Below are 12,358 nucleotides of genomic sequence, written 5' to 3'. Positions count from 1 at the left end.
GGCCGTGCCCTTTATTTCATAAAACTCAGGAGAACATCATGAGCATCAAGCGTATCGACGTCGGCGCCCGCATGAGCGGCGCGGTCATCCACGGCAACACCGTCTATCTCGCCGGCCAGGTCGGCGAAGGCGAGAGTGTGACCGATCAGTGCAATTCGGCGCTTGCCGAAGTCGATCGCCTGCTTGCCGCTGCAGGTTCCAGCAAGTCGAAGATTCTGCAGACTCTGATCTATCTCTCCGACATTTCCTACTTTGCGGAAATGAATGCTGCCTGGGAAGCCTGGGTCGACCCGAAGAACACGCCGGCACGCGCCACCAGCGAGGCCAAGCTCGCCGCACCGAAGTACAAGGTCGAGTTCATCGTCATCGCCGCAGTCGACTAAGATCGGCGCCATTTGCCAGTTTCAAAGCCGGTGGGTTCGCTCACCGGCTTTTTGTTTGCGCGATTTCGGTAAGCGTGCGTGTCGGCGTGATCGCCTCGGGATCGAGCTTCACCTCGATGATCGAAGGCTTGCCGCTGGCGCGGGCCCGCTCAAAAGCAGGCGCGAAGTCTTCGGTTTTCTCCACTGTTTCACCATGGCCGCCATAGGCGCGGGCAAGGGCTGCGAAATCTGGATTGGTGAGATCCGTACCGCTGACACGGCCGGGATAGTCACGTTCCTGATGCATGCGGATCGTGCCGTAGATGCCGTTGTTGATGACGAGGGAAATAATTGAAAGGTCGTAGCGGACGGCGGTGGCGAATTCCTGCCCGTGCATCAGGAAGCAGCCGTCGCCGGCAAAGCAAATGACTTCGCGCTCCGGAAAAAGCCGCTTGGCGGCCACGGCAGCCGGCAGGCCGTAACCCATCGAGCCGGATGTGGGGGCCGCTTGTGTATTGAACTGCCGGAAGCGATGGAAGCGGTGCAGCCAGGTGGCATAGTTGCCGGCACCATTGGTGAAGATCGTGTCGGCCTTCGTGTTGTGCTCGATCCATTCCATGATCGGTCCCATGTGAACGGCGCCGGGGCCTGTTTGCGGCGGCTTCGACCAGGCAAGATAGGCTTGGTGCATATGCTGCGTCCGTTCCGCCCAGCGCGGTTCGGCAGGCGCTTGGAGATCGCAAAGGGCGGCGACGAAATCCTGCGGCGATGCGCAGATCGCAAGGTCCGGACGGTAGATGCGGCCAAGTTCGGACGGGTCGGGATAGATGTGGACGAGCGATTGCGCCGGGTAGGGGACGTCGACCAGCGTATAGCCTGACGACGGCATTTCCGACATCCGGGCGCCGAGCAGGATGAGCAAATCGCTCTCCTTGATCTCCTTGGCCAGCACCGGATTGATGCCGATGCCGACATCACCGGCATAGCCCGGGCTAAGGTGATCGAAGAGCATTTGGCGGCGGAAGGAACAGCCGACCGGCAGCCTGAAGCGTTCGGCAAAGACGCGGAAATCGGCAACCGCATCTGCATCCCAGCGTGTGCCGCCGAGTATGACCATCGGCCGTTCGGCCTTCAGCAGCCGCATGTAGAAATCGTCGACCTGACGGCGCCCGGGATGAGCGGAAACGCGGGCATAAGGCATCGCGCGTGGCGCGTCCACTTCGTCGCGCAACATGTCCTCGGGCAGTGACAGCACGACAGGCCCGGGTCTGCCGGAGGTGGCAATGGCAAAGGCGCGGGTCACGAATTCGGGAATGCGCGTCGCATCGTCGATTTCGCCGACCCATTTTGCATATTCGGTCAGCGCGCGGCGGAACTCGACCTCCTGGAAGGCCTCGCGCTCGCGGGCATCGCGCTGGACCTGACCGATGAAGAGGATCATCGGGATCGAATCCTGCCTGGCGATATGCAGGCCCGCCGTGGCGTTGGTGGCGCCAGGCCCGCGGGTAACCATGCAGATGCCAGGTTCGCCGGTGAGCCGGCCCCAGCAATCGGCCATCATCGCGGCACCGCCTTCCTGCCGGCAGACGATCACTTCGATATCGGTGTCATAAAGCGCGTCCAGCACGGCGAGGAAGCTTTCCCCGGGCACGCAGGAAAGTCGCTTGACCCCGTTTGCCTTCAGCGCTTCGACTATCAGCTCGCCGCCGGTCTTCTTCATAGTGCGGATTTCCCCTCCCGTTCGGCGCGCTCCAATGCCTCGAGCTCAGCCAGGACCTCTTCCTGATGCTCGCCCAGCCGAGGGCCTGGCCTCTCGTAGCGCAGGGGCGTTTTAGAGAGCACGACCGGCGTCCTCACGCCGGGGATCACGTTTCCTGCCCCATCCGGCAGATCGATGCGCAGTCCGCGCGCCTTTATCTGCGGATCGGCGAACATCTCCTCGATCGTGTTGATCGCGCCGGCTGGCACGGCATTTTCTTCGCAGGCTTTCAGCAAGTCGGCTTTCTGCCATTTCAATGTTTCGGTCGAGATCATTCGGCGCACCTCGTCGCGGTTGGCGACGCGGGCCTTGTTGGTCGAAAAACGCTCGTCGCCGGCGATGCCATCGAGGCCGAGGATCGTGCAGAGACGCCGGAACTGGTTGTCATTGCCGACGGCAAGGATCAGGTAACCGTCCGCGCTCGGCACGACCTCATAAGGAGAGATATTCGGATGGGCATTACCAAGCCGCGCCGGCGCACGGCCGGAGACCAGGTAGTTCATGTTTTGATTGGCGAGCACGGCGGATTGCACGTCGAGCAGCGCCATATCGACAAGCTGTCCTTCACCGGTTTTCAGCGCATGGATGAGAGCTGCCTCGATCGCCGCCACGGCATAGATGCCGGTGAAGATATCGGCGATGGCGACACCTGCTTTCATCGGCTGGCGATCCGGCTCGCCGGTGATCGACATGAAGCCGGACATGCCCTGGACGATATAGTCATAGCCCGCCAGGCTGGCATAGGGGCCAGACTGGCCGAAGCCGGTGATGGAGCAGTAGACGAGCTTCGGATTGACCTTGCGCAAGCTCTCGTAGTCGAGGCCGTACTTGACGAGGCCGCCGAGCTTGAAATTCTCGATCAGGACATCGGCCGTTGCCGCGAGCCGTCGCACCAGCGACTGGCCTTCCTCGGTCTTCAAATCGGCCGTGACAGAGCGCTTGTTGCGATTGGCGCAGTGATAATAGGCAGCAGAAAGGTTTTCGCCGTCGCCGCCCTCGACGAAAGGGGGCCCCCATTGGCGCGTATCGTCGCCGCCGTCCGGATTTTCGACCTTGATGACGTCTGCGCCGAGATCGGCCAACATCTGCCCGGCCCAGGGGCCCGCCAGGACGCGGGCGAGCTCGATCACCCTGATGCCGGCTAGCGGCGGTTTCTTACGACTGTCCGTCATGTTCCTCCCGAGAACGGATCATGGTGCCCGCGTTGCCTCAGATGTATCGGATACGGGTTTGGATGCAAAGCGGCGCTCGCGCCAGATGATGTAAAGTCCGGATGCGATGATGATGAGAATGCCCAGCCATTTGATGGCGTCGGGAAAATCACCAAAGACCAGCCATGCAAAGATCGTGGCTGAGACGATCTCGAAATATTGCAGCGGCGCCAAGGTGGAGGCGGGTGCGGAGCGATAGGCATAGACGCCGAGGATGCTGGCGATCGCGGCCGTTACGCCGACGCCGAGGAGCCAGACGAGACCTATCATGGTTGGCATTACCGGTTCGAACACATCCGAGCCGCTTCCACGGGCGAAGAAAAGCAGGACACCGCAAAAGAGCAGACCCCACAAGCCCATGTGAAACTGCATCACCCACGGGTCCTCGCGCTGCGCCAGGGCCCTGTTCATCATTGCAGAGATGGCGATGCAGACTGCGCTGACGACCGGCAGCAGCGCAACGTAGCCGACTTCCTGGAAGCTCGGCTGAATGACCAGTATCGCGCCGAGGAAACCGACGCCGCAGGCTGTGTAGCGCCGCCAGCCGATCGTTTCGCCGAGAAATAGGCTGCTCAGGATGGTGAGGATGATGGGTTCGACGAAGAAGATCGCGATCGCATCTGCAACCGCCATGTATTTCAGCGTGCTGACGAACGAGATCATCGAAATGGTGATGATGGCACCGCGGATCGCGTGGAAGAGGCTCTGCCTCCATGACGAATCTGTCAGTTTCTTGCGCCAGATAACGATCGGAAGCATGCAGAGAGCCTGTATGGCAAAGCGTGCAGCGGTAATCTCCGCAGACGGAACCGTCGTGATGGCAAGCTTGGAGAAGATATCGATCAGAGGCGATACGAGCACCGAAATAAACATGAGCATCAGGCCCATGCTGATTTCGGAGGATCTATTCTTCGTTATTGCGCTATTCATTTCCGGTCCGCTCGTCAGGGTCTTGCGGTTGCTTCATCGCACCAATCGGCAAAGGCCGAAATCGCCGCTTCGGCTCCGATCTCGTTCAGCGTCTCGTGCCGTTTATCCTGATATATTTCGGTCGTGATACGGGAGAAACCATGCCGTTTCAAATGGTTTGACAGCCATATCATCGCTTTTCCGAAATCGGTCGCTGGATCTTTTCCGCCGCCGACGAGGTGGATTGGCAGGTTCCTTTTCAGCCTGTCGAGATGCCGCTTCTGCGGCGCGCGAAAGGTGAGTTCGAATATATCGAGCCACAGCGAAACGGAAGCATCGAAGCCGCAGAGCGGATCGGCGATATATTTGTCGACTTCGGCCGGATCGCGGGAGAGCCAGTCAAATTCCGTCCGGTGGCCGGGGATGGATTTGCCCCAGGTGTCGAAGGTAAGCTTCGGCAGCATGCCGCTCGGAACGTCGGAACCTTTCAGGGCCTTCTCGGCAAGCAGGATGGCTTGCGCGGCCCGGCCTGTCAGACCGACAGCGAAATTCGAATTCCATACGGCGACGGCATCGAATTTTTCCGGAAGGGTTACTGCAGCGTTGAGCGCGATCAGCCCGCCCATGGAGTGGCCGAAGAGGATCACTGGAAGGTTCGGATGGAACCCTGCCGCATAGTCCCGCATGGCCACCATATCGGCAAGAACCTGCTGCACGCCGTTGCGCCTGGCGAACTGGCCGATCGGGGCGCCGTCAGCCACCGTCTCGCCGTGGCCCCGGTGGTCGTGCGCATAGACATGATAGCCGCGCCCGGCCATCGCCTTGGCGAAGCGTGCGTAGCGCTTCGAATGTTCAGCAAGTCCGTGGGAGATCAGCACGATGCCGCGCGGGCCGCCGCTGGCTGCCTCATGATGAAAGGCGAGCGTCGCCTCTGGCGTCTTAAGCCATTGTGTTTGCGAAAACATTTCCATCCTCCCGCTGCAAAAAGAGCAGATCGCGGGCCAAATGCAACATCCCGGCACATGTTTGCAGTGGAATTTCGGGCGAGTGAGGGTTGCAGGGGTTTGGGCCTCATGCTTACTTGTTCCGTAATTGTTCTGTCTGCGGGGAGTGGCGATGAGCAGGGCGTTTCTGCGCTGGAGGACGTTTGTTCTTTCAATGGTTTTGGCCGGCTTTGCGGTTGCCCAGGAAGGAGAAGGGGGAACGCGCTTCATCCTTGCTGCAAGTTGGCAGCCGGCATTCTGCCAGACAAACCAAAGGAAGCCGGAATGCAGCAGCCAGACCAAGGAGCGCTTCGACGCGACGAATTTCTCGCTGCACGGCCTGTGGCCGCTGCGGCAGAACTATTGTGGCGTATCGAAGGACTTGCAGGCAGTCGACAAAGACGGCGATTGGCAAAAGCTGCCCAAGGTCAAGCTGACGGCTGAGAATGCGTCAGCCCTTGCAAAGGCCATGCCCGGAACGCAATCGGGCCTCGAACGTCATGAATGGACGAAGCACGGCACCTGCACGAAGATGAGCGCGGATGATTATTTCGGCGTGGCGATCCGCCTGATGGATGACCTCAATGGCTCGGCGGTGCGCGATCTCTTTGCCGCGAATGTCGGCAGGACCGTCAAGGCGGATCAGGTCAAGACGGCTTTCGACAAGAGCTTCGGGGCGGGCGCTGGCGAGCGTGTGAAGATGAGCTGCCGGCGCGCGGGCAGCGTCCGCGTGATCAGCGAGCTGACGATCGGGCTGTCGGAGGATGCGGGCTCGGCCGCCGGCGCCGGAGCGGGACTTGCAAAACTCATGCAAGACGCCGGCCGCACCTCCTTCGGCTGCGACGAAGGTGTTGTCGACGCGGCGGGGTTCTGAGAGTTCATCGCAAGGTTCGAAACTGGAGCGCGGCTCGAAGCGGGGTGGGAGAACGATGCGGCTGGATGACTACGGACGCGTGGGGACGCTACCAGAGATACTCGGATGGGATACACGGCAAAATACGTCACGAGCTGGTGTTCCAGGCGTGGCCGGCCCCACGTCTGCCGGCGGAACGGTTCTGGATGTGGGCTGCGGCGATGGCGAGATACTCGCGCGTCTATCCGAAGCCAGCGGCGGGCTGCGTAGCGTCCTGACGAACAAAACGCACTTTCTGGCGGTTTCCGGCAAGCGCTGCGTGGAGACTACGCGACAGCAAGGGAACTGATCGAAACCGGCGCGGCAGCCAGCATGGGCAACCTTGAATCAGAACGCTGGGTGACGATCCTTTGGCGGTTGTTCAGCAAATGGAGGCCTGTGGCCTTGCCGACTGCCAATGGCGAGGAGTCCCGCGCATTTTTTCGGTCATCTTGATGAGCAGAGCTTTGACGGCGCTTGCAGCCGAGCTCATCGCGCTTGAGCGCGCTGCTTCGTTTCGACCCATACCGTGCGATGGCCCCCGACTATTTCATGCAACTGGGCGGAAAGCATGACGAGATCGGGCAAATCCCTCCGTTCCGCCGCTTTTCGCGGGCAACCAAATCGATTGCCGTAGAGAAAGCCGGTTTCGGCGTTGCCCGAAAGCCGGCTTTCGCCTAAATAGCGGCCACGGTTTTCAAGTTTCCGCCCGGAGCAGCGTATAATGGCACGTCAGTTCATCTATCATATGGCCGGCCTCAACAAGGCCTATGGCAACAAGAAGGTGCTGGAGAACATCCACCTCTCCTTCTACCCGGATGCCAAGATCGGTATCCTCGGCCCGAATGGCGCCGGTAAGTCCACCGTCCTGCGCATCATGGCTGGCCTCGACAAGGAATATACCGGCGAAGCCTGGCTCGCCGAGGGCGCAACGCTCGGCTACCTGGCGCAGGAGCCGCAGCTCGATGCGTCCAAGACGGTGCTCGAAAACGTCATGGAAGGTGTGGCCTCCAAGAAGGCGATCCTCGACCGCTACAACGAGCTGATGATGAACTATTCCGACGAGACGGCGGAAGAGGGTGCGAAGCTCCAGGACATCATTGACAGCCAGAACCTCTGGGACTTGGAAAACCAGGTCGAGATGGCAATGGACGCGCTGCGCTGCCCGCCGGGCGAGGCTTCGGTCGACAATCTTTCGGGCGGCGAAAAGCGCCGCGTGGCGCTCTGCCGCCTGCTGCTTGCCCAGCCGGATCTGCTGCTCCTCGATGAACCGACGAACCACCTCGACGCCGAGACGATCGCCTGGCTCGAAAAGCACCTGCGCGAGTATCCGGGTTCCGTGCTAATGATCACCCACGACCGCTATTTCCTGGACAATGTCACCGGCTGGATCCTCGAACTCGACCGCGGCCGCGGCATTCCCTATGAGGGCAATTATTCGGCTTATCTGCAAGCGAAAGCGAAGCGCATGCAGCAGGAGGGCCGTGAAGAAGCCTCCCGCCAGAAGGCTCTGTCTCGTGAGCAGGAATGGATCGCCTCCAGCCCGAAAGCGCGTCAGGCAAAGTCGAAGGCGCGTATCCGCGCTTATGACGAACTGGTGGCGGCAGCCGCCGACCGCCGTCCCGGCGACTCCCAGATCGTCATCCCGGTTGGTGAGCGTCTCGGCCAGGTCGTCATCGAGGCCGAGAACCTCACCAAGGGATACGGCGATACCGTCCTGATCGAGAACCTGAGCTTCAAGCTGCCGCCGGGCGGCATCGTCGGCGTCATCGGCCCGAACGGTGCCGGCAAGACGACGCTCTTTCGCATGATCACCGGCCAGGAAAAGCCCGACAGCGGCGAAATCCGCATTGGCGATACCGTCGATCTCGGCTATGTCGACCAGAGTCGTGATGCGCTCAACGGCAACAAGACCGTTTGGGAAGAGATCTCCGCCGGCAACGACATCATCAAGCTCGGCAAGCACGAAGTGAATTCGCGCGCCTATTGCGGCGCCTTCAACTTCAAGGGCGGCGACCAGCAGCAGAAGGTCGGCACGCTTTCCGGCGGCCAGCGCAACCGCGTCCATCTTGCCAAGATGCTGAAGGCCGGCGGCAACGTCATGCTCCTCGACGAACCGACCAACGATCTCGATACGGAAACGCTGGCCGCGCTCGAGGACGCGCTCGAAAACTTCGCTGGCTGCGCCGTTATCATCAGCCACGACCGCATGTTCCTCGATCGGCTTGCAACGCATATCCTCGCCTTCGAAGGCGATAGCCATGTCGAATGGTTCGAAGGCAACTTCGAAGATTACGAGCAGGACAAGATGCGCCGCCTCGGCGTGGATTCGGTCAATCCGAAGCGGGTGACCTACAAGCGCCTGACGCGCTGATAGCCAGAGCCGTCTCTTGGATCAGAAGCCCCGGCAAGCGCCGGGGTTTTTGTATTCTTGCCGGTCGCTTTCAGAGCAGTGAATTTCGTGAACAGAGCGGATTCCTGCTTGCCAGGCCTTCTCAATTCACATAAAGATATCTTTATATGTTGATTGGGTTGGGATATGGCTGAAGCTATTAGGCTTGGATTGGATGCGCTGGTGGACGTCTTGAAGGCGGCCGGTGAGCCGACGCGCCTGCGGCTTCTCGCGCTCCTTGCCGCCGGCGATTTGACGGTGACCGATCTTACGGAAATTCTCGGACAGTCGCAGCCTCGCATTTCGCGGCATCTGAAGCTGCTCGGTGAGGCCGACCTCATCGATCGTTATCAGGAGGGTGCCTGGGCCTATTTCCGGCTGAGGCAGGACGGCAAGGCGGCGGCGCTGGTGCGCGTGCTGCTAACACACGCGTCCCAGAACGACCCTGTGATCCTGCGCGATGGCGAGCGGCTTTTAGCCGTGAAGCGTCAGCGGGCAGAGCGGGCGCAGGCCTATTTCAGCCGCAACGCCGCCGAATGGGACGAGCTTCGGCGCCTCCATGCCGCCGACGAAGAGGTGGATGCCGCGGTCATCAAGCTGCTCGGTAATCAGCCGGTCAATTCGCTGCTCGATCTCGGCACGGGGACCGGCCGCATGCTGGAGCTGCTTTCCAGGCTCTATCGCAGGGCGATCGGCGTCGATGCCAGCCGTGACATGCTGAGCGTCGCCCGCGCCAATCTCGACAGGGCGGGCATCACCAAGGCTTCGGTGCGGCATGCCGACATCCTGAACCTGCCGTTCGAGGGACAGGACTTCGATCTCGTCACCATTCATCAGGTTTTGCACTTTTTCGATCAGCCCGAAATCGCGATCACCGAGGCGGCGCGGATGCTGGCACCCGGTGGACGTCTCATGGTCATCGACCTTGCGCCGCATGGGCTCGAATATCTTCGCGACGAGCACGCGCATGTCCGCCTTGGTTTCTCGCATCAGTCAATGACCGACTGGCTGCGCAAGGCGGGGCTCGATGTGGAGCAGACCGTCGATCTTCATCCGGGTCAGCCGGGCGAGAAGGGGCTTACGGTCACGATCTGGCTTGCGCGCGATCCGAGGCGCCTCATTTCATCCGAAGGCGCCGAAACAGTATTGGCCGGGGAGGTATGATATGGCATTGAACACCGGAGACCGCCGCGATATCGGCATTTCCTTCGAATTTTTCCCGCCGAAGTCGGAGGAGATGGAAGGTCAGCTCTGGAAGACCGTTGCCGAGCTGCAGGACTGGGATCCGGATTTCGTCTCGGTGACCTATGGCGCTGGCGGTACCACGAAGGCACCGACGCTGACGGCCGTGACGCGGTTCCTCAACGAAACGCCGCTTGCGACGGCGTCGCATCTCACCTGCGTGGGCGCCACGAAGGAAGAAACGCATCAGGTGATCGACCATTTCCGCAAGGCCGGCGTGAAGCACTTCGTGGCGTTGCGCGGCGATGCGCCGGGCGGGGCAGGGGTGCCCTACCAGCCTCATCCGGGCGGCTACGCAAATGCGGCCGAACTCGTGGCCGGCCTTCGCGAGATCGGCGATTTCGAGATTTCGGTGTCCGCCTATCCGGAAAAACATCCGGAGAGCCGGGACGTGGCGGCCGATATCGACATGCTGAAGCGAAAGGCCGACAGCGGCGCGGACCGCGCGTTGACGCAATTCTTCTTCGACAACGACAATTTCGAGCGCTACCTGGAGAAGGTGCGGGCCGCAGGCGTCAAAATCCCGATCGTTCCCGGCATCATGCCGATCCAGAACCTGACGCAGCTGAAGCGATTTGCCAGCGCATGCGGCACAGTGATACCGGCCTTTCTCGACGAGCGCTTTGCCGGTCTCGACGACAAGGTGGAGGAGCGGGCGAAGGTTTCCGTCGATGTCGCCGTCGAGCAGATCGAGGATCTCGTCCGCCGCGGGCTGGACGAGTTTCATCTCTATACGATGAACCGCTCGCCGTTGGTTTCAGCCGTGCTCACCAATCTCGGCCTCAGGCGCGAGGGCGCAAAGAGGGCAGCGGGCGCCGCTGCCTGAGGGCGGCGGTAGTCGGCATCGAATAAAAAAGCGCATGTCTGGCGGTGACATGCGCTTTTTAATTGGCTGAACTGTTAGCTTGTCAGGAGCTAGGTATTCCAGTCATAGGGTTCGCCGACCGCTCAAATGAAGAGCATGGACAAGACGAACGCGAACGCTGCACTGACCAACAGGACATTCAAGGATCGTGTAATACCCATGTCTGCCTCCTCGCGTTAACCTGCATATAATATGTCTGAATTGTGTCGCGTGGAAAGCGGATTCTATGCTGCAGCGCAACGGCGGACTGCGGATGAGCCACGTTGTGGTCGGCTAAGCAATTGGAATTAATTGCCAAATCACGATGGAATTTTATTCACACATTTTAACTGCGCGTTAAATTGGGCGATTGGACCGTTAACGGCGATGGCTACATAAAGGCATGAACGGAAGATGCTGATATGATGCGGGAAATCGAAATCGCGCCCCGGCATTTTCCGGGACGCGATCGAATGGGGCGGCCTTCACGAAAATGGATTGATCAGAGCGCGCTCAGCAGGCCGGGCGTGGCCCAGCCATCAGCGGGCATTCCGAGACGCTGCTGCTCCTTCTGGATCGCGACACGGGTGCCGGAACCCAAAATGCCGTCGATCTGACCGACATCGTGGCCCTTCGACTGCAGTTTGGTCTGCAACTGCTTCATCTGGTCATTCGCAAGGCCCTGTTCCGGCGTCCCCTTGAGATAGGGCTGCGCACCGCCAAAGCGGGTGGCGAAATAGGCGGCCGAGGTCGTGTAGATGAACGACTTGTTCCACTCGAGATAGATCTTGAAGTTCGGGTAGGCGATGAAGGCCGGTCCGTGACGGCCCTGCGGGAGAACGAGGTCACCCTCCAGATTGCCGAAGCTGGTGTTGCCGTCACGCGGTTGAACACCGAGTGCAAACCATTCGCCCGCCGTCATGGTGCCGCCGAGGCCCGATTTTTCCCAGGGAAGGTTGTCGGGCAGGGTGACTTCCTGCAGCCAGGGCTGGCCGCGTTCAAAGCCGAGATGCTGGATGAACTTCGCAGCCGTCAGGATGGCGTCCGGGCTGCTCTCCTTCAGCCTGACATGGCCATCGCCGTCGCCGTCCATGCCGTAGGCGACGATGTCGCGCGGAAGCATCTGTACCTGGCCGATCTCACCCGCCCATGCGCCGGTATTGGTCGCCGGGTCAAGGTCGCCGTGCTGAACCATTTCGATGAGCGCGATCAATTGCGGGCGGAAGAGTTCGGGACGGCGGCAGTCATGCGCCAGCGTGACGAGCGCGTTGCGCGTATTGAAATCGCCCTGAACCGCGCCGAAGTCCGTTTCCATAGCCCAGAAGGCGGTGATGACGCCCGGGGCGACGCCATAGTCCTGCTCGGCTCTGGCGAAGACGTCTGCGAACTGTTTCAGCTTCTGGCGGCCAATATCGAGACGGGCCTGGCTGACGGTGCGCTGCGAAAACTCAAGGAAGGTCTGCTTGAAGACGCCTTGCGCGCGGTCGCGGCTCAGAACCTTGGGATCGATCTGCGCGCCGGCGAGCGCCTTGTCGGCAGCTTCGGCGGAGGCGCCGGCGGCGATCGCATCGGCCTTCACGCCAGCCAGAAATTCGGCAAGGTCGCCGGCGCAAGCCACGGGAGGAGCCTGAGGCGTTGCGGCCGGTGGAGGGGAGGCCGCCGGAGCCATTGCCTGCTGCTGAGCCAATGCCGTGGTTGCCGCGGTGATTGCAAACAAAAGAGCAAGTGCAGAGCGGCTTGCGAGCGAGCGGTGCATGAGATCGT

11 protein-coding genes are annotated in these 12,358 nt (G+C 60.9%); 6 read left to right on the top strand and 5 right to left on the bottom strand.

Annotation, left to right across the window (positions count from 1 at the left end; genetic code table 11):
* Positions 1-38 precede the first annotated feature (38 nt).
* A complete protein-coding gene (locus RGR602_RS12500; protein WP_039845379.1) occupies positions 39-383 on the top strand; it encodes a RidA family protein in 345 nt (114 codons plus the stop codon).
* Positions 384-423: 40 nt separating this feature from the next.
* Here RGR602_RS12500 and RGR602_RS12495 read toward each other — a convergent pair whose 3' ends face one another.
* The 4 genes from RGR602_RS12495 to RGR602_RS12480 are packed head-to-tail and all read right to left on the bottom strand — an operon-like array spanning position 424 to position 5,206.
* A complete protein-coding gene (locus tag RGR602_RS12495; protein ID WP_039845378.1) occupies positions 424-2,082 on the bottom strand; it encodes a thiamine pyrophosphate-binding protein in 1,659 nt (552 codons plus the stop codon).
* Positions 2,079-3,293, bottom strand: a complete 1,215-nt coding sequence (locus RGR602_RS12490) for a CaiB/BaiF CoA transferase family protein (protein ID WP_039845377.1) — start codon at positions 3,291-3,293, stop codon at positions 2,079-2,081. The genes RGR602_RS12495 and RGR602_RS12490 overlap by 4 nt, the downstream gene beginning before the upstream one ends.
* Before the next feature lie 18 nt (positions 3,294-3,311).
* The gene (locus tag RGR602_RS12485; RefSeq protein ID WP_039845376.1) at positions 3,312-4,262 is read right to left on the bottom strand and encodes a DMT family transporter; all 951 of its coding nucleotides are present in this window, start codon (positions 4,260-4,262) and stop codon (positions 3,312-3,314) included.
* A 14-nt stretch (positions 4,263-4,276) separates the two neighbouring features.
* Positions 4,277-5,206 carry an alpha/beta fold hydrolase gene (locus RGR602_RS12480; RefSeq protein ID WP_039845375.1) on the bottom strand — a complete coding sequence of 310 codons (930 nt, stop codon included), beginning with the start codon at positions 5,204-5,206 and terminating at the stop codon, positions 4,277-4,279.
* Positions 5,207-5,357: 151 nt separating this feature from the next.
* Here RGR602_RS12480 and RGR602_RS12475 point away from each other — a divergent pair, with 151 nt between their 5' ends.
* The 5 genes from RGR602_RS12475 (at position 5,358) to metF (ending at position 10,576) form a co-directional block, all read left to right on the top strand.
* Positions 5,358-6,098 carry a ribonuclease T2 family protein gene (locus RGR602_RS12475; protein WP_039845374.1) on the top strand — a complete coding sequence of 247 codons (741 nt, stop codon included), beginning with the start codon at positions 5,358-5,360 and terminating at the stop codon, positions 6,096-6,098.
* Positions 6,099-6,614: 516 nt separating this feature from the next.
* Complete coding sequence (locus tag RGR602_RS12465) at positions 6,615-6,797, top strand: hypothetical protein (RefSeq protein ID WP_039845372.1); 183 nt, start codon at positions 6,615-6,617, stop codon at positions 6,795-6,797.
* Positions 6,798-6,840: 43 nt separating this feature from the next.
* Positions 6,841-8,490 carry an energy-dependent translational throttle protein EttA gene (gene ettA, locus RGR602_RS12460; protein WP_039845371.1) on the top strand — a complete coding sequence of 550 codons (1,650 nt, stop codon included), beginning with the start codon at positions 6,841-6,843 and terminating at the stop codon, positions 8,488-8,490.
* Positions 8,491-8,655: 165 nt separating this feature from the next.
* Positions 8,656-9,672, top strand: a complete 1,017-nt coding sequence (locus tag RGR602_RS12455) for an ArsR/SmtB family transcription factor (RefSeq protein ID WP_039845370.1) — start codon at positions 8,656-8,658, stop codon at positions 9,670-9,672.
* A gap of 1 nt (position 9,673) precedes the next feature.
* Positions 9,674-10,576: a methylenetetrahydrofolate reductase [NAD(P)H] gene (metF, locus tag RGR602_RS12450; RefSeq protein ID WP_039845369.1), complete on the top strand. Its 903-nt coding sequence runs from the start codon at positions 9,674-9,676 to the stop codon at positions 10,574-10,576.
* Positions 10,577-11,096: 520 nt separating this feature from the next.
* Here metF and RGR602_RS12445 read toward each other — a convergent pair.
* On the bottom strand, positions 11,097-12,350 hold the full coding sequence (locus RGR602_RS12445; protein WP_039845368.1) for a lytic murein transglycosylase: 1,254 nt from the start codon (positions 12,348-12,350) through the stop codon (positions 11,097-11,099).
* Between the last annotated feature and the right edge of the window lie 8 nt (positions 12,351-12,358).

It is taken from the genome of Rhizobium gallicum bv. gallicum R602sp, from assembly GCF_000816845.1.
Lineage (GTDB): Bacteria > Pseudomonadota > Alphaproteobacteria > Rhizobiales > Rhizobiaceae > Rhizobium > Rhizobium gallicum.
Note: the sequence above shows the minus strand (reverse complement) of the source record. Positions and strands in the feature narration are given on the sequence as shown.

Bases quoted from the DNA above. Each gene is read 5' to 3' on its own strand.
- ettA (WP_039845371.1), top strand. From the start codon at position 6,841: ATGGCACGTCAGTTCATCTATCATATGGCCGGCCTCAACAAGGCCTAT.
- RGR602_RS12475 (WP_039845374.1), top strand. From the start codon at position 5,358: ATGAGCAGGGCGTTTCTGCGCTGGAGGACGTTTGTTCTTTCAATGGTT.
- RGR602_RS12455 (WP_039845370.1), top strand. From the start codon at position 8,656: ATGGCTGAAGCTATTAGGCTTGGATTGGATGCGCTGGTGGACGTCTTG.
- RGR602_RS12445 (WP_039845368.1), bottom strand. From the start codon at position 12,350: ATGCACCGCTCGCTCGCAAGCCGCTCTGCACTTGCTCTTTTGTTTGCA.
- metF (WP_039845369.1), top strand. From the start codon at position 9,674: ATGGCATTGAACACCGGAGACCGCCGCGATATCGGCATTTCCTTCGAA.
- RGR602_RS12495 (WP_039845378.1), bottom strand. From the start codon at position 2,082: ATGAAGAAGACCGGCGGCGAGCTGATAGTCGAAGCGCTGAAGGCAAAC.
- RGR602_RS12500 (WP_039845379.1), top strand. From the start codon at position 39: ATGAGCATCAAGCGTATCGACGTCGGCGCCCGCATGAGCGGCGCGGTC.
- RGR602_RS12480 (WP_039845375.1), bottom strand. From the start codon at position 5,206: ATGTTTTCGCAAACACAATGGCTTAAGACGCCAGAGGCGACGCTCGCC.
- RGR602_RS12485 (WP_039845376.1), bottom strand. From the start codon at position 4,262: ATGAATAGCGCAATAACGAAGAATAGATCCTCCGAAATCAGCATGGGC.
- RGR602_RS12490 (WP_039845377.1), bottom strand. From the start codon at position 3,293: ATGACGGACAGTCGTAAGAAACCGCCGCTAGCCGGCATCAGGGTGATC.